30 protein-coding genes and 3 pseudogenes are annotated in these 18,810 nt (G+C 40.6%); 2 read left to right on the forward strand and 31 right to left on the reverse strand.

From position 1 onward, the window contains the following. The coding region (locus tag C1E58_RS00935; protein ID WP_105209043.1) for a sigma-70 family RNA polymerase sigma factor at positions 1 to 404 on the reverse strand (404 nt) is incomplete at its 3' end. A 403-nt stretch (positions 405 to 807) separates the two neighbouring features. On the opposite strand from C1E58_RS00935, the pseudogene C1E58_RS00940 reads away from it, so the two are divergent. Then, positions 808 to 1,693 (forward strand): annotated as a pseudogene (locus C1E58_RS00940) (IS30 family transposase). Between the two features lie 107 nt (positions 1,694 to 1,800). Here the strand turns inward: C1E58_RS00940 and C1E58_RS00945 are convergent. From C1E58_RS00945 to rpsJ, 30 genes and pseudogenes are all read right to left on the reverse strand, one after another. Further along, positions 1,801 to 3,063 (reverse strand): annotated as a pseudogene (locus C1E58_RS00945) (gamma-glutamylcysteine synthetase). Between the two features lie 211 nt (positions 3,064 to 3,274). Next, positions 3,275 to 3,661: a 50S ribosomal protein L17 gene (gene rplQ, locus C1E58_RS00950; RefSeq protein WP_105113652.1), complete on the reverse strand. Its 387-nt coding sequence runs from the start codon at positions 3,659 to 3,661 to the stop codon at positions 3,275 to 3,277. A 14-nt stretch (positions 3,662 to 3,675) separates the two neighbouring features. Next, complete coding sequence (locus tag C1E58_RS00955; protein WP_105113653.1) at positions 3,676 to 4,614, reverse strand: DNA-directed RNA polymerase subunit alpha; 939 nt, start codon at positions 4,612 to 4,614, stop codon at positions 3,676 to 3,678. Positions 4,615 to 4,658: 44 nt separating this feature from the next. Next, positions 4,659 to 5,042, reverse strand: a complete 384-nt coding sequence (rpsK, locus tag C1E58_RS00960) for a 30S ribosomal protein S11 (RefSeq protein WP_057491590.1) — start codon at positions 5,040 to 5,042, stop codon at positions 4,659 to 4,661. Positions 5,043 to 5,059: 17 nt separating this feature from the next. Then, complete coding sequence (gene rpsM / locus C1E58_RS00965) at positions 5,060 to 5,425, reverse strand: 30S ribosomal protein S13 (protein ID WP_099832346.1); 366 nt, start codon at positions 5,423 to 5,425, stop codon at positions 5,060 to 5,062. A 19-nt stretch (positions 5,426 to 5,444) separates the two neighbouring features. Further along, positions 5,445 to 5,561 carry a 50S ribosomal protein L36 gene (gene rpmJ / locus C1E58_RS00970; protein WP_001808836.1) on the reverse strand — a complete coding sequence of 39 codons (117 nt, stop codon included), beginning with the start codon at positions 5,559 to 5,561 and terminating at the stop codon, positions 5,445 to 5,447. 24 nt (positions 5,562 to 5,585) lie between these two features. Further along, the gene (infA, locus tag C1E58_RS00975; RefSeq protein WP_002936627.1) at positions 5,586 to 5,804 is read right to left on the reverse strand and encodes a translation initiation factor IF-1; all 219 of its coding nucleotides are present in this window, start codon (positions 5,802 to 5,804) and stop codon (positions 5,586 to 5,588) included. A 122-nt stretch (positions 5,805 to 5,926) separates the two neighbouring features. After that, complete coding sequence (locus C1E58_RS00980) at positions 5,927 to 6,568, reverse strand: adenylate kinase (RefSeq protein ID WP_105209044.1); 642 nt, start codon at positions 6,566 to 6,568, stop codon at positions 5,927 to 5,929. A gap of 93 nt (positions 6,569 to 6,661) precedes the next feature. Beyond that, positions 6,662 to 7,972, reverse strand: coding sequence for a preprotein translocase subunit SecY (gene secY, locus C1E58_RS00985; RefSeq protein ID WP_105209045.1), 1,311 nt, complete (start codon positions 7,970 to 7,972; stop codon positions 6,662 to 6,664). A 13-nt stretch (positions 7,973 to 7,985) separates the two neighbouring features. Further along, positions 7,986 to 8,426, reverse strand: coding sequence for a 50S ribosomal protein L15 (gene rplO / locus C1E58_RS00990; RefSeq protein WP_002936637.1), 441 nt, complete (start codon positions 8,424 to 8,426; stop codon positions 7,986 to 7,988). A gap of 133 nt (positions 8,427 to 8,559) precedes the next feature. Continuing rightward, positions 8,560 to 8,742 (reverse strand): 50S ribosomal protein L30, encoded by a 183-nt coding sequence (gene rpmD, locus C1E58_RS00995; protein ID WP_002936638.1) that lies wholly within the window; start codon positions 8,740 to 8,742, stop codon positions 8,560 to 8,562. A 14-nt stretch (positions 8,743 to 8,756) separates the two neighbouring features. Then, complete coding sequence (rpsE, locus tag C1E58_RS01000; protein ID WP_002936639.1) at positions 8,757 to 9,251, reverse strand: 30S ribosomal protein S5; 495 nt, start codon at positions 9,249 to 9,251, stop codon at positions 8,757 to 8,759. 18 nt (positions 9,252 to 9,269) lie between these two features. Then, positions 9,270 to 9,626: a 50S ribosomal protein L18 gene (rplR, locus tag C1E58_RS01005; RefSeq protein ID WP_002936641.1), complete on the reverse strand. Its 357-nt coding sequence runs from the start codon at positions 9,624 to 9,626 to the stop codon at positions 9,270 to 9,272. Positions 9,627 to 9,714: 88 nt separating this feature from the next. Beyond that, the gene (gene rplF, locus C1E58_RS01010; RefSeq protein WP_105209046.1) at positions 9,715 to 10,251 is read right to left on the reverse strand and encodes a 50S ribosomal protein L6; all 537 of its coding nucleotides are present in this window, start codon (positions 10,249 to 10,251) and stop codon (positions 9,715 to 9,717) included. Positions 10,252 to 10,675: 424 nt separating this feature from the next. After that, entirely contained in the window at positions 10,676 to 11,074 is a 399-nt protein-coding gene (gene rpsH, locus C1E58_RS01020; RefSeq protein WP_002936647.1) for a 30S ribosomal protein S8, read from the reverse strand. A gap of 335 nt (positions 11,075 to 11,409) precedes the next feature. Further along, a complete protein-coding gene (locus C1E58_RS01030) occupies positions 11,410 to 11,595 on the reverse strand; it encodes a type Z 30S ribosomal protein S14 (RefSeq protein ID WP_002936651.1) in 186 nt (61 codons plus the stop codon). 14 nt (positions 11,596 to 11,609) lie between these two features. Continuing rightward, on the reverse strand, positions 11,610 to 12,152 hold the full coding sequence (gene rplE / locus C1E58_RS01035) for a 50S ribosomal protein L5 (protein ID WP_002936653.1): 543 nt from the start codon (positions 12,150 to 12,152) through the stop codon (positions 11,610 to 11,612). Positions 12,153 to 12,175: 23 nt separating this feature from the next. Continuing rightward, positions 12,176 to 12,481 (reverse strand): 50S ribosomal protein L24, encoded by a 306-nt coding sequence (gene rplX, locus C1E58_RS01040; protein ID WP_002936656.1) that lies wholly within the window; start codon positions 12,479 to 12,481, stop codon positions 12,176 to 12,178. Between the two features lie 80 nt (positions 12,482 to 12,561). After that, complete coding sequence (gene rplN, locus C1E58_RS01045) at positions 12,562 to 12,930, reverse strand: 50S ribosomal protein L14 (protein WP_002936658.1); 369 nt, start codon at positions 12,928 to 12,930, stop codon at positions 12,562 to 12,564. A gap of 24 nt (positions 12,931 to 12,954) precedes the next feature. After that, a complete protein-coding gene (gene rpsQ, locus C1E58_RS01050) occupies positions 12,955 to 13,215 on the reverse strand; it encodes a 30S ribosomal protein S17 (RefSeq protein ID WP_000440801.1) in 261 nt (86 codons plus the stop codon). Positions 13,216 to 13,238: 23 nt separating this feature from the next. Then, positions 13,239 to 13,445: a 50S ribosomal protein L29 gene (rpmC, locus tag C1E58_RS01055; protein WP_002936659.1), complete on the reverse strand. Its 207-nt coding sequence runs from the start codon at positions 13,443 to 13,445 to the stop codon at positions 13,239 to 13,241. A 9-nt stretch (positions 13,446 to 13,454) separates the two neighbouring features. Then, positions 13,455 to 13,868: a 50S ribosomal protein L16 gene (gene rplP / locus C1E58_RS01060; protein WP_002936660.1), complete on the reverse strand. Its 414-nt coding sequence runs from the start codon at positions 13,866 to 13,868 to the stop codon at positions 13,455 to 13,457. A gap of 3 nt (positions 13,869 to 13,871) precedes the next feature. Then, positions 13,872 to 14,525, reverse strand: a complete 654-nt coding sequence (gene rpsC, locus C1E58_RS01065; RefSeq protein ID WP_044689746.1) for a 30S ribosomal protein S3 — start codon at positions 14,523 to 14,525, stop codon at positions 13,872 to 13,874. Between the two features lie 12 nt (positions 14,526 to 14,537). Further along, the gene (rplV, locus tag C1E58_RS01070; RefSeq protein ID WP_002936662.1) at positions 14,538 to 14,882 is read right to left on the reverse strand and encodes a 50S ribosomal protein L22; all 345 of its coding nucleotides are present in this window, start codon (positions 14,880 to 14,882) and stop codon (positions 14,538 to 14,540) included. A 17-nt stretch (positions 14,883 to 14,899) separates the two neighbouring features. Beyond that, entirely contained in the window at positions 14,900 to 15,181 is a 282-nt protein-coding gene (gene rpsS, locus C1E58_RS01075; protein WP_000533766.1) for a 30S ribosomal protein S19, read from the reverse strand. 250 nt (positions 15,182 to 15,431) lie between these two features. Further along, a complete protein-coding gene (gene rplB / locus C1E58_RS01080; RefSeq protein ID WP_002936663.1) occupies positions 15,432 to 16,265 on the reverse strand; it encodes a 50S ribosomal protein L2 in 834 nt (277 codons plus the stop codon). Positions 16,266 to 16,282: 17 nt separating this feature from the next. Then, complete coding sequence (locus C1E58_RS01085) at positions 16,283 to 16,582, reverse strand: 50S ribosomal protein L23 (RefSeq protein WP_004195491.1); 300 nt, start codon at positions 16,580 to 16,582, stop codon at positions 16,283 to 16,285. Then, positions 16,582 to 17,205 (reverse strand): 50S ribosomal protein L4, encoded by a 624-nt coding sequence (gene rplD / locus C1E58_RS01090; protein ID WP_004195490.1) that lies wholly within the window; start codon positions 17,203 to 17,205, stop codon positions 16,582 to 16,584. Before rplD ends, C1E58_RS01085 begins: the two co-directional genes overlap by 1 nt. A gap of 24 nt (positions 17,206 to 17,229) precedes the next feature. Beyond that, positions 17,230 to 17,856: a 50S ribosomal protein L3 gene (gene rplC / locus C1E58_RS01095; protein ID WP_024415739.1), complete on the reverse strand. Its 627-nt coding sequence runs from the start codon at positions 17,854 to 17,856 to the stop codon at positions 17,230 to 17,232. 108 nt (positions 17,857 to 17,964) lie between these two features. Continuing rightward, positions 17,965 to 18,273: a 30S ribosomal protein S10 gene (rpsJ, locus tag C1E58_RS01100; protein ID WP_002939332.1), complete on the reverse strand. Its 309-nt coding sequence runs from the start codon at positions 18,271 to 18,273 to the stop codon at positions 17,965 to 17,967. A gap of 238 nt (positions 18,274 to 18,511) precedes the next feature. On the opposite strand from rpsJ, the pseudogene C1E58_RS01105 reads away from it, so the two are divergent. Then, a pseudogene (locus tag C1E58_RS01105) lies at positions 18,512 to 18,718 on the forward strand (IS3 family transposase); the annotation flags it as partial. Positions 18,719 to 18,810 lie beyond the last annotated feature (92 nt).

Below are 18,810 nucleotides of genomic sequence, written 5' to 3' on the forward strand. Positions count from 1 at the left end.
CCGCTAATTAATTTTTCATATTTATCAAGTTGAGCCTTGCTTAGATTTTGTCGATAATCTCTCAAGGCACCTCTCAACATTAATAGTTCATCGTTTATCAAGCCTGGTGATTGTATGGCGTGAGATAATTCGTGTATATCCTCATGTGGCATACGATCAAACTTGCGCTTCTGACTTTCTTGTCTACGTACCCGATCTTTGATCCGATTTCTGAACTTGACTTTGAAATAACAATACAATTGGTCTTGTTCATCAACTAACCATGGTTGTTCTTCCAATAGTTCAAATAGTGTCAGCATTCCTTCTTGGTCCCAATCTTCTCGTTCCCATAGTTTAATGTAAAACTCTTTTCGAGCCTTGTTTACAATTCCTTTGACGCTTGCGTACACTTTTTCGAATTCCATTACTTAATCTCCTTTGGTTGATGGGTTAAGTTTATCGAAAAGTGTTGGCTTTCTACAGGACATTTTTGTCTTGTATGCTCTAAATCAAGGTGATTTACTATGGATACTTTATGACAAGACGGATATTTTGTTTTATGCGCTGTTTTTCTACCATTTGTCAAGCTTTTCAAGGTATTTGACGAAGATATTTTGAGTTCAGTAGTCAAATGAAACTTCTATAATGAAGTTAGCCACCTTACCTTAGTCAAGAATTGGATGTTTCACTATGTTTGAGTAAGTTGATGATTTCATTTGATAATAGCTTCAAGGGTGCCTGCTGTCAAATGAAATCTGACATAAGGTATAAGAAAACACCTCTGTGCTATACTTGAAGTTCGCCACAAACACAAGGAAAGGCATAGATATGCAAGAACATTACCCAAAAGGGAAACATTTGACAATAGATAACCGCCGCTTGATTGAGCAGTGGAAACTTGAAAATATGTCCAATCGTGAAATTGCAGGATTGTTAGGAAAGGTGCCTCAGACGATCAATAATGAAGTCAAACGTGGGACAACTTTACAACAAGTGAGAAAAAGGCTGTACAAAAAGGTCTATTCTGCCGATTACGCAAAAACTGTTTACCAATCCAATCGAAAACGGTCGGTGAAAAAGTTAATTCTAACAAAGGAAATCAGAGAGAAAAATTTACACTATCATAAGCAAAAATTTTCTCCTGAAATGATGGTTAAGAAGAAGAAAATGAAAGTTGGTATTTCAACCATCTACTATTGGTTTCATAATGGTCATTTAGGATTGACGAAGGCGGATATGCTTTATCCTAGAAAATGGAAAGGTGTCACGAAGCATGCTAGTCCGAACTTTAAGCCGGCAGGAAAATCTATCGAAGAACGTCCTGACGGTATTAATCTTCGCTTGGAAAACGGTCATTATGAAATTGATACAGTTCTACTAACCAGAGTGAAAAATCATTACCTTTTAGTCTTAACCGACCGTCTGAGTAGACACCAAATCATCCGTCTGATACCTAACAAAACCACTGAATCAGTCAATCAAGCACTGGAGGGAATCTTGAGGGAACATCGTATCCTGTCTATAACTGCAGATAATGGTACAGAGTTTAGTCGTCTGGCTGAAGTGTTTCCCGAGGAGTATATCTACTATGCGCATCCCTACTCTTCATGGGAGAGGGGGAACGAATGAAAATCACAATCGATTGATTCGGAGATGGTTGCCAAAAGGAACCATGAAAACGACCCCGAAATAAGTCGCTATTATCGCCCCCTAAAAATGCTTGAGCTACAAGTCGCCGAGTGCATTTCTAGCAGGCGGCTAATTTAAACTAGAAATTCAGGGAATTTATTTTAAAATTGAGAAAACTGATAGCCTTTTTGATTAGCTATTATTTTCCTGCAAGGCTAATAAGTATTTTTCTTCGCCCATACCTCTGGCTTTCAGACCTTCTTTCGCACAGGCAACCAGCTCTCTGGATAATTTCCCTAGGATTTCTCGTTCCATTTTCGTAAGATATTTTACTGAGAATTGTTTGCGAAGATGCTTATAATCTCTGCCAAAAAAGTCAAAGAAGTCGGTCTCTTCTAGTATTTTTTCAAATTTTTCTAAATTTACAAGCAAGCCTAATTGGAAAGCGGCTGGCGCAAATGTGCTTTCAAAGGGCTGTGTACAGATGCTTCGAAATTCAACTGTTCCTCTCTTGGTTAATTCTTGATAATGATAGGAACGATGGCTCTTTAAATCGTCAGTGTGAGGACTAAACTCTATTTGCTTTCCAGTTGCCGAATAAGCTGTTATGTTTTTATTTTTTAAATACTCTTTGACCCTAATAGGATGAAAGTAATAATACCCTTTGTTACGCTCAATATAGAACATGGCCGTTCTCTTCTGGAACTCAAGGTAGTCTATTTCTGTATTGAAATCCTCTGGATAAACCCCGACATTATCCTCAATCAAGCCATGCATTGAGGCTTCCCAAAAATGATCACGGCTTATTGAGACATCTGCAAAATCTTCGAACTCAGAATTAGCAAATAGATAGGCCTTGACAGCCTCAATCTTATTAAATGCGTTAAGAACTCTTAGATAATTTTTCCTAGATACATCAAATTGGACCTGATTACCACATATGAAGCCTGCATAATCGACATATTGGTGCATGTGAGGATAGTTTGCAGATAGTTTTAAGTAATCCATAAGCATGCGATAACGCCCTGTAGCCACAGGTCTATGGTCATTTAGTTTCCAATTTGGATTGATGCCCACTCACTGCAATTCATGATGGTACAAGCCTAAAAAACGCTGAATTGGGTCCAAATATACTTCAAAACGCTTTTCTATATCCTGAATGTACCTTGCTTTTGCAAATGCAAACTCAAGTGTATTATAAGTTACTTCAAAGAGAATTAAATCACCTTCCATACTGATGATTTCTATCGGGCACCCATCCTCATCAAACTTTACTACATTAAACTCTTCTTTGCTTGAAAGATATTCCATTAAGTCTTTAGCTACTTTAATTGAGGTTTGTCCCTCCTCTTTGTTCACTATTGGATATTCAAGTTCAATGCCAATAAATAACTCTGGATTATCCTTCATTTTGGAAAGATAGTGTTCTTTAAAGAAGTTTGTAATTTCTGCCATGTGTTCTCCATTCATTCTTTAAAGTATATCAAATTTTATGCAAAAATAAAACGCCTGCTTACGAAATTATTCTATATTAGAGTAATTTCGTAAACAAGCGTCCAATCAATATGATGAGTGTTACCGCTGGGAAAACCCAGCGGCAGACCAGAGCTAGACTAAGGATTTGAAACAAATCCCATCATCATAACACTCAACAAAATTGATGATCTTATACAAGTTCGATAATTGCCATTGGGGCAGCATCACCACGACGTGGTTCTGTTTTGAGGATACGAGTATATCCACCATTGCGTTCTGCATAACGAGGTGCAATTTCAGAGAACAATTTTTGAAGTACAGTAGTAGCTGTGTACTTATCAGTTGCTTCATCATAGTTTTCAGATGCAATTTCGTTACGAACAAATGCAGCAGCTTGACGACGTGCGTGCAAGTCACCACGTTTACCAAGTGTGATCATTTTTTCAACTGTTTTACGGATTTCTTTAGCACGAGCTTCAGTTGTAACGATTGATTCGTTGATCAAAAGGTCAGTTGTCAAATCGCGCAACATTGCTTTACGTTGTGAGCTAGTGCGTCCTAGTTTACGGTATGCCATGATTTCCTCCTATATTATTTATCTTTCTTCAATCCTAGACCCAAGTCAGCTAATTTAACCTTGACTTCTTCAAGACTCTTACGGCCAAGATTGCGCACTTTCATCATTTCTGGCTCAGTTTTCTCTGTCAAATCAAATACAGTGTTAATTCCTGCACGTTTCAAACAGTTGTATGAGCGAACAGAAAGGTCCAATTCCTCAATCGTACGATCAAGCATACGATCATCTGATGTCACTTCAGCTTCTTTCATAACTTCAGCAGATTTCGCTACTTCTGTCAAATCAGTGAATAGACCTAAGTGCTCCATCAAAATACGCGCAGAAAGACCAAGTGCATCTTCTGGTATAATGGTACCATTTGTGTTGATTTCAAGTGTTAATCTGTCAAATCCATCGTTACTACCAACGCGAGCTGGTTCTACTTGATAGTTGACTTTTTTCACTGGCGTGTAGATAGAATCCACCGCAAGTGTTCCCACTGGTGCATCATCTTTCTTATTGCCTTCAGCTGGCACATAACCACGACCTGAATTAACAGTCAAGGTTGCTCTAAAGCTTGCACCTTCAGCAATAGTGAATAGATAATGATCAGGGTTAATAATTTCAATGTCACTGTCAGTAAGAATGTCACCTGCTGTTACTTCAGCCGGACCTACTACATCAAGTTCAATCGTCTTTTCGTCTTCGACATAAGATTTTACAGCAATGCCTTTGATGCTAAGAATAATTTGCATAACATCTTCACGGACACCTGGAACTGTGTCGAATTCGTGGAGTACGCCATCAATCTTAATTGATGTTACTGCAGCACCTGGTAGTGAAGCAAGAAGTACACGACGAAGAGAGTTACCAAGAGTTGTTCCGTAACCACGTTCTAATGGTTCGATGACAAATCTGCCGTAATCTTTATTTTCATCAATTTTTGTTATTGTTGGTTTTTCAAACTCAATCATTTCTTACTCCCTCTTAAACGAAAAGCTGTGTATGGATTGTATGATTATACACGGCGACGTTTTGGAGGACGAGCACCATTGTGTGGTACAGGAGTCACATCACGAATTGCTGTTACTTCAAGACCAGCGGCAGCAAGAGCGCGGATAGCAGACTCACGACCTGAACCTGGGCCTTTAACGGTAACTTCAACTGTTTTAAGACCGTGTTCTTGTGCAGATTTAGCAGCAGCTTCAGCAGCCATTTGAGCGGCAAATGGTGTAGATTTACGAGAACCTTTGAAACCAAGAGCACCAGCTGATGACCAAGCAATCGCGTTACCATGCACATCAGTAATCATAACAATAGTGTTATTAAATGTTGCGTGAATATGAGCAATACCAGATTCGATATTCTTTTTCACACGACGTTTACGTGTTGGTTTAGCCAATTTTTCTACCTCCTATTTTATTTTTTCTTACCTGCGATCGCAACAGCTTTACCTTTACGAGTGCGGGCATTGTTTTTAGTGTTTTGTCCACGGACAGGAAGTCCACGACGGTGACGGATACCACGGTATGAACCGATTTCCATCAAACGTTTGATGTTCAAGTTAACTTCACGACGGAGGTCACCTTCAACTTTGATTGCATCAACTTCACGACGGATAGCGTCTTCTTGATCAGGTGTCAAGTCTTTTACGCGAACATCTTCTGAAATACCTGCAGCAGCAAGAATTTTCTTAGAAGTTGCGAGACCGATACCGTAAACATAAGTCAATGAAATAACTACACGTTTGTCATTTGGAATGTCAACTCCAGCAATACGAGCCATGTTTTCTCCTTTCTATTTCTTAACCTTGACGTTGCTTGTGTTTAGGGTTTGCTGGGCAAATCACCATAACACGACCATTACGACGAATAACTTTGCAGTATTCGCAAATTGGTTTGACCGATGGTCTTACTTTCATGTCTAATCCCTCCAAGTATTTCGACTATTTAAAGCGGTATGTGATACGTCCACGTGTCAAGTCGTATGGACTAAGCTCAACAGTTACGCGGTCACCGACCAAAATACGAATGTAGTTCTTACGGATTTTACCAGAAACAGTTGCAAGGACTTGGTGTCCGTTTTCCAACTCAACAGTAAACATAGCATTTGGCATTGTATCAACTACTTTGCCTTCAATTTCAATCACATCTTCTTTTGCCATGCAAAAGTAACCCCTCTCTAAATATCGATTTGATGCCCTCTGAACACAGAGGTAACAATTATAAGTCAGACTAGGCTATTTTATCATCTTTCCTAGAAAAATGCAAGCCAAATCTATTAAGTTTATTGCAATTTTGACAACACAGTATCAATTGCTTGGAAAACAAGTTCGATGTCTTGATCCCCTTCGATATCGTGTACCAAACCTTTGGCACGATAGTGATCAATAATCGGTTGGCCTTGCGCAATGTTCACTTCTAAACGGCGTTTGACAGATTCTGGCTTATCGTCTTCACGTTGGTAGAAATCTTCCTCTTTGTAATCTCCAACCGGTGGATTGAATACCTTATGGAAGGTTTCCCCTGTTTCTTTATGAATGATACGACCACTTAGGCGCTCAACCAATTTGGATGGATCAATCTCAATATTGATAACCCCTTGCAACTTGATACCTAGCTCTGCTAAGTTAGCATCTAGTGCATGGGCTTGCTCGATAGTACGTGGATAGCCGTCCAACAAGAAACCTTTTTCTTTAATATCATCTTGAACCAAGCGTTCTTTGACAATACCATTAGTCACTTCATCAGGCACTAAATCACCCTTATCGATATAAGACTTAGCCAATACACCCATCTCAGTTTGATTAGCCATCGCTGCACGGAACATATCACCTGTAGAAATATGAGCAACATTAAATTTCTCAACAATCTTAGCCGCCTGTGTTCCTTTACCAGCACCTGGTAAACCCATAATTAAAAGATTCATGACAAACTCCTTATTTTGTTTTCACATAAATTTGCCACCATTGACAAACTTATCTAAAAACAAAATAGAAGGTTGACGAGGTCAACCTATATTCTATTCTGTAATTTCTAAGAAACCTACATATTTTCTCTTAAGAAGGTAGCCTTCCAACTGCTTAATGCCTTCGATACTTGTTGAAATCAGGATAATCAAACTTGTACCCAGGAAGGCAATATTCGAAGAAAGCCCAAAGAGATTTTGTGCAAGGATTGGCAAAAGTGCGATAAAGCTTAAGAATACTGCACCAATAGCAGCTAATCGTTTTAACAACTTCGACAAGAATTGCTCTGTCCCATTACCAGGTCTTACACCATGGATATAGGCAGCGCTCTTTTGCAAACTTTCTGCTGTTTTTTCAGGATTAACCTGAACAAAAGTATAGAAGAAAGTGAACAAGATAATCAAAGCTGCATATACAATCATCCCTTTGACTGTTGAATAATCAAAGTATTCTTGAACCGCCATTAACCAACCTGCACTTCTATTCTGACTTGCAAAGTATTGAATCAAGGAGGTTGGAACTGCAGTGATAGAACCTGCAAAGATTACGGGAATAACTCCTGCTGGATTCAATTTTAAGGGCAAATAAGAACTAGAAGGTGCACCTTGAGCACGTTTTGTGTACTGAATAGGTAGTTTGTATTCGGCTTGTTGTACAAAGGTTGTAAAGTAGACAACAAAAAGTATTAAGATAATGAGTGCTGTGACGAAAATCGCTGACTCACCCAAACGACTAGATTCAATATTGACAAAACGGTCGATGTAAATCTCATAAAAAGTTCCTGGCAAGGATGAAATGATACCTGCAAAGATAATCATCGATGTCCCATTACCATAGCCTTTTTCAGAAATTTGTTCTCCTAACCAAGTAACAATAACCGAACCAGTTGTCAAAATTGAACCGATTAACAAATAGGTTTGCCAGTTGAGAGGCATATTGGTCAATTTTGCACCTGATAGGGCATTGAAACCTGCTGTGATACCGATAGACTGAACAAATGCCAGTACCAAAGAAATGTAGCGGGTCGCTTGATTTAATTTTCGGCGACCAACTTCACCCTGTTTGCCCCACTCTACAAATTTAGGTAAAATATCCATCTGTAAGAGTTGAACAATGATAGAAGCCGTTATATAGGGGCTGACCCCAAGGGCAAAAACCGAGAAGTTTCGCATTGCGTTACCAGAAACCAAACTTAACATATTCAAGAATGGTACATTTGATAAGGCTTCAAGACTTTTTGCATTGACCCCTGGCACTGTAATATGAGTACCAATTCGGAAAACCAAAAGGATAAAAATGGTAAATAGAATTTTACTACGTACCAATTTTACTTTCAAGGCATCCTTTAAAAGTTTAAAAAACATAGGCTGTCACCTCTTAGATGACTTCTACTGAGCCACCTTTAGAAGTGATTGCTTCTTCAGCTGATTTAGAGAATTTAGCAGCTTTAACTGTCAATTTCTTCGTCAATTCGCCGTTACCAAGGATTTTGATACCTGATTTTTCAGCTTTAACGATTCCAGCTTCGATAAGTACAACTGGTGTTACTTCAGCACCATCTTCAAAAGCGTTCAATTGATCAAGGTTAACGATTGCGTACTCTTTAGCATTGATGTTTGTGAAACCACGTTTTGGAAGACGACGGAACAATGGAGTTTGTCCACCTTCAAAACCTGGGCGAACACCGCCACCGCTACGAGCTTTTTGACCTTTTTGACCACGGCCAGAAGTTTTACCGTTACCTGATGATGTACCACGACCTACACGGTTGCGGACTTTACGAGAACCTGTTGCAGGTTGCAATTCATGAAGTTTCATTATTTTTCTCCTCTTTTATATGCTAGCGCCTGTGGATTACAAGAGTCTTTATCCACAAACTCGCTTCTTTTTTAAAATTGACTAGAAGTCGCAAAGAATTCTCTGCGACTTAGTCCGTTTGTATATCTTGAAGTTACTTAACTTCTTCAACAGTTACCAAGTGAGAGATAGCGTTCACCATTCCAAGAATAGCTGGGTTATCTTCCTTAACAACTGAAGAGTTCAATTTACCAAGTCCAAGTGCAACAACTGTTTTACGTTGTTCTGGTTTGCGACCGATTGGAGACTTAGTCAAAGTGATTTTAATTTGAGCCATGAGTATCTCCTTTCTTATGCCAAATCAGAAACTGAAATGCCACGAAGTGCAGCCACTTCTTCAGCACGTTTCAACTGTTTCAAACCTTCAACTGTTGCGCGAACGATGTTGATTGGTGTGTTTGAACCAAGTGACTTAGAAGTCACATCTGCGATACCTGCCAATTCAATTACGGCACGAGTTGCACCACCGGCAGCAACCCCAGAACCTTCTGAAGCAGGTTTCAACAATACACGAGCGCCGCCAAATTCTGAGCGAACTTCGTGTGGAATTGTTGTACCAACCATTGGTACCTCAATCATGTTTTTCTTAGCAGATTCAACTGCTTTACGGATAGCTTCTGGTACTTCTTGAGCTTTACCAGTACCGAAACCTACGCGACCGTTACGGTCACCAACAACCACAAGAGCTGCAAAACGAAGACGACGTCCACCTTTAACAACTTTTGTAACACGGTTGATGGCTACTACGCGTTCTTCAATTTCAACTGCGTTATCTTTGAATGCCATTTCTTAGTGTCCTCCCTATTAGAATTTCAATCCGTTTTCACGAGCTGATTCAGCCAAAGCTTTCACACGTCCGTGATAGAGATATCCACCGCGGTCAAAGACCACTTCAGAAATACCTTTAGCTACCGCGCGTTCAGCAACGAGTTTACCTACAACAACAGCTTGTTCTGTCTTAGTACCTTTTGAAACTTCTTTATCAAGAGTAGAAGCGCTTGCGAGCGTTACACCCGCTACGTCATCAATCACTTGAGCGTAGATGCCTGTATTAGAACGGAAAATGTTCAAACGTGGGCGAGCAGCAGTTCCAGAGATTTTACCGCGAACGCGACGGTGGCGTTTTTGGCGGATTTTGTTTTTATCTGGTTTTGAAATCACAATATTCACCTCTTAATGTATGATTCTGTTTCTTACGAAACAATTTGAGAAATAGTCAGCCAGGTGGCTAAGCCACCTCAGCAAGCTATTATTTACCTGTTTTACCTTCTTTACGGCGAACGAATTCACCAACGTAGCGGATACCTTTACCTTTGTATGGCTCAGGAGCGCGAAGGCTACGGATGTAAGCTGCTGTTTGACCAACAACTTCTTTGTTGATACCAGACACGACGATTTGTGTTGGTGTTGGAACTTCAAATGTAATACCTTCTGGTGCAACCACTTCATCTGGATGTGATTTACCAACAGCAAGTGTCAATTTGTTACCAGCTAATTGAGCACGGTAACCGACACCACGCATTTCAAGTTCTTTTTTGAAGCCTTCAGAAACACCAACAACCATGTTGTTGAGGTTAGCACGGCTAGTACCGTGAATAGTCTTCATTTCTTTTGAATCGTTTGGACGGTGAAGTGTAACTTCTGTACCATCCACACGGATTTCAATAGCAGTTGGGAATTCACGAGTCAATTCCCCTTTAGGTCCTTTTACAGTTACCACGCCGTTGTTTTGAGCAAGCTCAACACCAGCAGGTAATGTAATTACTTTATTACCAATACGTGACATATTTTTTATTCTCCTGTTAAATTATCAAGCCGTCGAGCGACTAGTTTTCACGGGGTGAACAAGATACAAAGCCGTTAAGCAACTCGAAGAAAAATAAGCGGTAAGTCCGAAATCTTTGATTTCGTGGACGCACCCTCGTCAGAACGACTATGACTTTCCTGACCGAAGGTCAGAGAAAGTTCAGACGTTTACGACGAACAAGGTGAGCATTTCTGAAACACTTTTCACTTTTTTCAAAGAGTTGTAGGCATGTTCAATTAGTGAATCTTGTTCTAGTTTGGTTTTATGATACCTTCAAATCAGATTATTAGATTTGAACCCGAGCTGTGACCTGTGTGAAAAAGATAAATCAAACTTGAATGCAAGTATTCTTCGTTTGATTTCCTATTTTCACTTGGGTCACTACGCTCTTGGTATCATCCAATTACCAAACGTATGCGATAACCTCACCACCAACGTTCTTTTGACGAGCTTGTTTGTCAGTCAAAAGACCTTCTGATGTTGAGATGATTGCGATACCAAGTCCGTTAAGAACTTTTGGAATATCTTCACGTTTTGAGTAAACACGAAGACCTGGTTTTGAAACGCGTTTCAAGTTAGTAATAACTTTTTCACCGTTTGGTCCGTATTTCAAGAATACACGGATGATGCCTTGTTTGTCATCTTCGATGAATTCAACGTTTTTCACAAAACCTTCGTTTTTAAGGATTGTAGCAATACCTTTTTTGATGTTTGATGCAGGAACTTCAAGCACTTCGTGTTTTGCTTGGTTAGCGTTACGAATACGTGTCAAAAAATCTGCAATTGGGTCAGTCATAACCATTTGTTGTTTCTCCTCTTACTAGCAGTTTGATTGGATCACTTGCTAGTTAATGTGTGCCTGATAGGCAATGCAAAGTTTGAATTTGCTAGTATGATGCTATTGCATCCTAACATTTGAACTCAGGCTACGGCCTGTGTGAAAAGATAACTCTATCTAGAACGCAAGCGTTCTTCGCTAGAGTTCCTATTTTCACTTTGTCCGTCACGCCCTTAGTATCATGTTTTAATTGAGTTCGAGCTACAACCTTAGCAAAGAAGATAGATTTTCCTAGAAGTAAACTTCATCGTCAAATCTCCTATCTTTGCGTTGGTTGCTAAACGCTCTCACATCTTATCTTACCAAGAAGCTTTTGTTACACCCGGAATTTGTCCAAGGTAAGCCAAGTCGCGGAAGCATACACGGCACAATTTGAATTTGCGGTAAACTGAGTGTGGACGTCCACATTTTTCACAGCGTGTGTAAGCTTGTGTAGAGAACTTAGCTGGGCGTTTGTTCTTAGCGATCATTGATTTTTTAGCCATTTATTCTCTCCCTCTTATTTTGCAAACGGCATACCAAGGCCAGTAAGCAATGCACGTGATTCTTCGTCAGTGTTAGCAGTTGTAACGATAACGATATCCATACCGCGAGTTTTATCAACATCGTCGAAGTTGATTTCTGGGAAGATCAATTGCTCTTTCACACCAAGTGTGTAGTTACCACGTCCGTCGAATGACTTAGTTGGTACACCGTGGAAGTCACGTACACGTGGAAGTGAAACTGTAACCAATTTGTCCAAGAATTCGTACATACGTTCGCCACGTAGCGTTACTTTCGCACCGATCGCAACACCCTCACGAAGACGGAAGCCGGCGATTGATTTCTTAGCTTTAGTGATAAGTGGTTTTTGACCTGAGATCAAAGCCAATTCTTGAGCAGCTTTCTCAAGGTTTTTAGCGTTAGAAACAGCGTCACCAACACCCATGTTCAAAACGATCTTATCAACTTTTGGCACAGCCATAACTGAAGAATAGTTAAATTGTTCAGTCAAAGCAGGAACTACTTCATTAAGATATTTTTCTTTTAAACGATTTGCCATTATACTTCTCCTTTCCTTCGTGATTAATCAAGCACTTCGCCTGATTTTTTGTTGTAGCGAACTTTTTTGCCGTCTACAAACTTGTAACCAACGCGTCCTGCAACACCATTTTTGTCAAGAACTTGAACGTTTGACACATGGATTGGAGCTTCTTTTTCAACGATAGCGCCTTGAGGGTTTTCGCTGTTTGGTTTTTGGTGTTTCTTAACGATGTTAACACCTTCAACAATAACTTTGTTTACTTTTGGAAGTGCTGTTACGACAACTGCTTCAACGCCTTTGTCTTTACCAGCGATTACGCGAACTTTATCGCCTTTTTTTACAAACATTTGATTTCTCCTATGATTTCTTACGCCCTAATGGGCACCCTGTTACTCTGGTGAGATAACAGGGGACTTAGTTTGTTAGATTAAAGTACTTCTGGTGCCAATGAAACGATTTTCATGAAACCGCCATCACGCAATTCGCGTGCCACTGGGCCAAAGATACGAGTTCCGCGAGGGTTTTTGTCTTCACGGATGATAACTGCAGCATTCTCATCGAATTTGATGTATGAACCATCAGCACGACGAGCACCTGTCTTAGTACGAACGATAACGGCTTTAACAACGTCACCTTTTTTAACCGCACCACCAGGAGTAGCTTGTTTTACTGAAGCAACGATGATGTCGCCGATGTTCGCGAATTTACGTCCTGAACCACCAAGAACTTTGATTGTCAAGATTTCACGTGCGCCACTGTTGTCAGCAACTTTCAAACGAGTTTCTGTTTGAATCATGTCAATTTTCTCCTTTCAGGTTGATTAAATGATAACTGCCTCTTCCACAACTTCTACAAGACGGAAACGTTTTGTAGCTGAAAGTGGGCGAGTTTCCATGATACGAACGATATCGCCTTCTTTAGCAACATTGTTTTCATCATGAGCTTTGTACTTTTTAGAGTAGTTAATACGTTTACCATAGACTGGGTGGTTACGTTTAGTTTCAACTACAACTGTGATTGTTTTGTCCATTTTGTCAGATACTACGCGTCCAACAAGAACTTTACGATTATTGCGTTCCATTGAAATTCTCCTTTCCCAATCTATTATTTAGTTTCAGATTGCACAGTCTTGATACGTGCAATTTGTTTCTTCACTTCGTTCAAACGAGCAGTTTGCTCAAGTTGACCAGCAGCAGCTTGGAAACGAAGTTCGAAGAGTTCTTTCTTCAATTCGTTTTCTTTCTTAGCAAGTTCTTCTTGAGAAAGGCCACGAAGTTCTTTTACAAAATCTTTAATTTCTTGAAGTTTCATGTCTTCTCCTTATTCTGCTTCACGTTTTACGAATTTAACTTTAACTGGCAATTTGTGACCAGCAAGGCGGAATGCTTCGCGTGCAATTTCTTCAGAAACGCCAGCTACTTCAAACATAACCTTACCGCGTTTAACTGGAGCTACCCAACCTTCAGGAGCACCTTTACCAGAACCCATACGTACACCGATAGCTTTAGCAGTGTATGATTTGTGTGGGAAGATCTTGATCCAAACTTTACCACCACGTTTCATGTAACGCGTCATAGCGATACGGGCAGCTTCGATTTGGCGGTTTGTAATCCATGAGCTAGTAGTTGCTTGAAGACCGTATTGACCAAAGTCTACTTGTTTTCCACCTTTAGCTTCTCCGCGCATTTTTCCACGGAATTCACGACGGTGTTTTACACGTTTAGGTACTAACATTTGTTATTTACCTCCTTTAGTGTTTTTACGAGCTGGAAGAACTTCACCACGGTAGATCCATACTTTGATACCAAGTTTACCGTAAGTTGTCAAAGCTTCTTCCCAAGCGTAGTCGATATCCGCACGAAGTGTATGAAGAGGAACAGTTCCTTCTGAGTAGCCTTCTGCACGGGCAATATCAGCACCGTTCAAACGACCAGAAACTTGTGTTTTGATACCTTTTGCACCAGCGCGCATTGCACGTTGGATAGCTTGTTTTTGAGCACGGCGGAATGCCACACGTTGCTCCAATTGACGAGCGATTGACTCACCAACAAGGTGTGCATCCAAATCAGGTTGTTTGATTTCGATGATGTTGATGTGTACTTGTTTACCAGTCAATTTGTTCAATTGAGCACGAAGTGCATCAACGTTGCTACCAGCTTTACCAATAACCATACCTGGCTTAGCAGTGTGGATAGAAACGATTACTTTATTTACAGCACGTTCGATTTCGATTGTTGATGTTGACGCATCAGCCAATTCTTTTTTGATAAAGTTGCGGATTGCAAGATCTTCATGAAGGTAATCCGCGTATTCTTTTTCAGCATACCATTTAGCATCCCAATCACGGATGATGCCAACACGCATACCAATTGGATGTACTTTTTGACCCACGTTTTTACCTCCTTATTTCTCTGCCACAACTACAGTGATGTGAGCTGTGCGTTTGTTGATTGGTGAAGCAGAACCTTTCGCACGTGGACGGAAACGTTTCAACGTTGGTCCTTCGTTTGCGAATGCTTCGCTGACTACCAAGTTAGCTTTTTCCAAACCAAAGTTGTTTTCAGCGTTAGCGATTGCTGAGTTCAAAACTCCCTCGATAATGCCTGCAGCTTTGTTTGGTGTGAATTTCAAGATTGCGATTGCGTCTGCTACGCTTTTGCCACGGATGTTATCCAAGACAAGACGTGATTTACGAGGTGAAACACGTACTGTGCGAGCAGTTGCTTTAGCTGAAGTAATTTCTGCCATTGTGTTTTCCTCCTAAATTATTTACGACGAGTTTTCTTGTCGTCAGCAGCATGACCTTTGTAAGTACGAGTTGGTGCAAATTCACCAAGTTTGTGACCTACCATGTCTTCTTGAATGTATACAGGTACGTGTTTACGTCCATCGTAAACTGCGATTGTATAACCGATGAAACTTGGGAAGATCGTTGAACGACGTGACCAAGTTTTAATTACTTTTTTCTTTTCGTCGTTTGCTTGAGCTTCAACTTTTTTCATCAAATGCTCATCGACGAAAGGTCCTTTTTTAAGACTACGTCCCATTTTAGTGTTTTCTCCTTTAAAATATGTACCACAGCGGCTTGGGAGCCGGACAGAACCCCAGTTACCGTGTTCGTTGTCCTGCCCCCGCACAGTTGATTAGGAGTTTCGATGTAGCTAAGCTACTAGAAACTGCAATCAACCACTGCGTCAAACTGGCATTTCAATCAAACTGAGGTGCTGGAATAGTCAGCCCATAACAAACCCTACCGAGTTGGCGGATGATATAGAATGCTAAGCAACTAAGAATAGATTATTTTTGGTTGCGACGACGAACGATAAGTTTGTCAGATTTAGCTTTCTTGTTACGAGTTTTCAAACCAAGAGCTGGTTTACCCCATGGTGTAGATGGTGCTTTACGACCAACTGGTGCTTTACCTTCACCACCACCGTGTGGGTGATCGTTAGGGTTCATTACAGAACCGCGAACTGTTGGACGGATACCTTTCCAACGGCTACGACCTGCTTTACCAAGGTTAACAAGGCCATGTTGTTCGTTACCTACAGTACCAACAGTAGCACGGCAAGTACCAAGGATCATACGAACTTCACCTGATTGAAGGCGAACAAGAACGTATTTACCTTCTTGACCAAGAACCTGTGCAGATGCACCAGCAGCACGAACCAACTCACCACCGCGACCTGGTTTCAACTCGATGTTGTGAACAACAGTACCGACTGGGATGTTTGCAAGTGGAAGTGCGTTGCCAACTTTGATATCTGCTTCTGGGCCTGAAACGATGCGTTGACCAACTTCAAGACCTTTAGGAGCAATGATGTAAGCTTTAACACCGTCTGTGTAGTGTACAAGAGCGATGTTTGCTGAACGGTTTGGATCGTATTCGATAGTTTTAACAATTGCTTCAACGCCATCTTTGTTACGTTTGAAGTCTACCAAACGGTAGAAACGTTTGTGACCGCCACCTTGGTGACGAACAGTGATGCGACCGTTGTTGTTACGACCAGCTTTGCTCTTCAAAGCAACAAGCAAGCTTTTTTCTGGAGTGCTTGTTGTGATTTCAGCGAAGTCCAAAGAAGTCATGTTACGACGGCCATTTGTCGTTGGTTTATAAACTTTAATACCCACGTTAATTCCTCCTTTGATTATTCAGCGTCAGCTGTAGCGAACAATTCGATCGCTTTTGAATCAGCAGCCAATGTGATGATTGCTTTTTTTACTTTGTTTGTGCGACCTACATAACGACCTACGCGTTTTGTTTTAGGTTTCACGTTGATTGTGTTAACATTTGCAACTTTAACACCCTCGAATGCAGCTTCAACAGCTTGCTTGATCAAGAGTTTGTGCGCACGAGTGTCAACTTCAAATACATACTTGCCTGCTTCGAGTTGGCCCATTGAGCTTTCTGTGATGACAGGTTTTTTGATAACATCATACAAATTCATTATGCAAGAACCTCCTCAATTTTAGAGATAGCTGCTTGAGTTACAAGAAGTTTGTCTGCATTTGCGATGTCAAGTACGCTTGCAGTTGTTGCAGTTGCAACTTTAACTCCTGGGATGTTACGAGCAGAAAGAGCTGCGAATTCGTTGCCTTCTTCAAGAATAACAAGGACTTTAGAATCAATGCTCAATGCTGCAAGTACTTTTGCAAATTCAGCAGTTTTTGGAGCTGTGAATTCAAGTGAGTTAACAGCTACAAATTTGTTTTCAGCAACTTTTTCTGAGTAAACAGATTTAAGTGCCAAGCGACGAACTTTTTGTGGAAGTTTGTACGCGTATGAACGTGGAGTTGGTCCGAAGACTACGCCACCGCCACGCCATTGTGGTGAACGGATAGAACCTTGACGAGCACGTCCAGTTCCTTTTTGACGCCATGGTTTGCGTCCGCCACCTGAGACTGCTGAACGGTTTTTAACTGCGTGAGTACCTTGACGAAGGCTAGCACGTTGGCTGATGATCACATCAAATACAACTGCTTGGTTTGGCTCGATACCAAAGATCGCATCGTTAAGAACTACTTCACCAGCTTGTTTACCAGTTTGGTCAAATAATGTTACGTTTGCCATTTCGACTGATTTCCCCTTTCCTTATTATTTACCAGCTTTAACTGCTGACTTGATAGTGATAAGAGATTTCTTAGCACCTGGTACGTTACCTTTGATAAGGATAACGTTCTTTTCTGGAACAACTTGTACAACTTCAAGGTTTTGAATTGTTACACGGTTGCCGCCCATGCGACCTGCAAGGTTTTTACCTTTGAACACACGGCTAGGTTCAATAGGACCCATAGAACCTGGACGACGGTGGTGACGAGAACCGTGAGCCATAGGACCACGTGATTGACCATGGCGTTTGATAACACCTTGGAAACCTTTACCTTTAGATGTACCAGTTACATCAACAACATCACCAGCTGCGAAAGTTTCAACTGTAATTTCTTGTCCAACTTCCAAGCCTTCAATGTTTTTGAATTCACGAATGAAGCGCTTAGGAGCTGTGTTAGCTTTAGCTACATGGCCTTTGGCAGGTTTGTTGCTCAATACTTCGCGTTTGTCATCAAAACCAACTTGAACTGCCGCATAACCGTCAGTTTCAACTGTTTTCACTTGAAGAACAACGTTTGGAGTTGCTTCGATGACAGTAACAGGGATAAATTCACCAGATTCAGTGAAGATTTGAGTCATTCCCACTTTTTTCCCTAAGATTCCTTTTGTCATGAGAAAAATATTCCTTTTCTTATTTTGTATTAAAAAGTTTTTAACGAGCGTTTTTCATGCTCAAATCAAGATACACAGAGTTTAGCCTGTGCTCGATTAGAAATCAGATTACAATTTGATTTCTACGTTTACACCACTTGGAAGATCCAATTTCATCAAGGCATCAACTGTTTTTTGAGTTGGGTTGATGATGTCGATCAAACGTTTGTGTGTACGCATTTCGAACTGCTCACGAGAATCTTTATACTTGTGAGTCGCACGGATGATTGTGTAGAGGCTACGTTCTGTTGGAAGTGGAACTGGACCTGCTACTTGAGCACCTGTACGTGTTGCAGTTTCAACGATTTTTGCAGCTGCTGTATCAAGTGTACGGTGTTCGTACGCTTTCAAGCGGATGCGGATTTTTTTGTTTGCCATCTTTGTCTCCTTTTCGTCTATTTAAGATAATAGGCTAGCTCCACAAGAAAACCAACACGGGTCGCGTGGCAATGCAACCGAGCGTGTCGCAACCTCTTGCATCAAAGCTACAGCCGTAATTTTTACGGCACTAGAACATTCTATCAGATTATATTTCTCATTGCAAGAGTTTTTACTTAAAAATTTTAAAAATCCCAAAACTTGAACTGCACCCCAAAAGTTAGAATGAAAAAATCTAATACGTCCTTCCAGGTCTCGCAAGGGAACTAGCACGGATAATGGTATGATGGAGTCCTTCCTCGGCATCTTAAAAACAGAAATGTTTTACGGATTTGAGAAGACTTTCAAATCTCTGGATCAGCTAGAGCAAGCTATCACTGATTATATTTTTTACTACAACAATAAACGTATTAAAGCAAAACTAAAGAGGCTGGGCAAAAACTAGCCAGTAAATAAAAAACACAGACAGATTGAGCTGCTTCTGATGAAATCCAGCCGTGCTGTCTGTGTTTTTCTTTTTATCTCTATTATCTTGAA

Source organism: Streptococcus suis, from assembly GCF_002964575.1.
Classification (GTDB): Bacteria; Bacillota; Bacilli; order Lactobacillales; family Streptococcaceae; genus Streptococcus; species Streptococcus suis_R.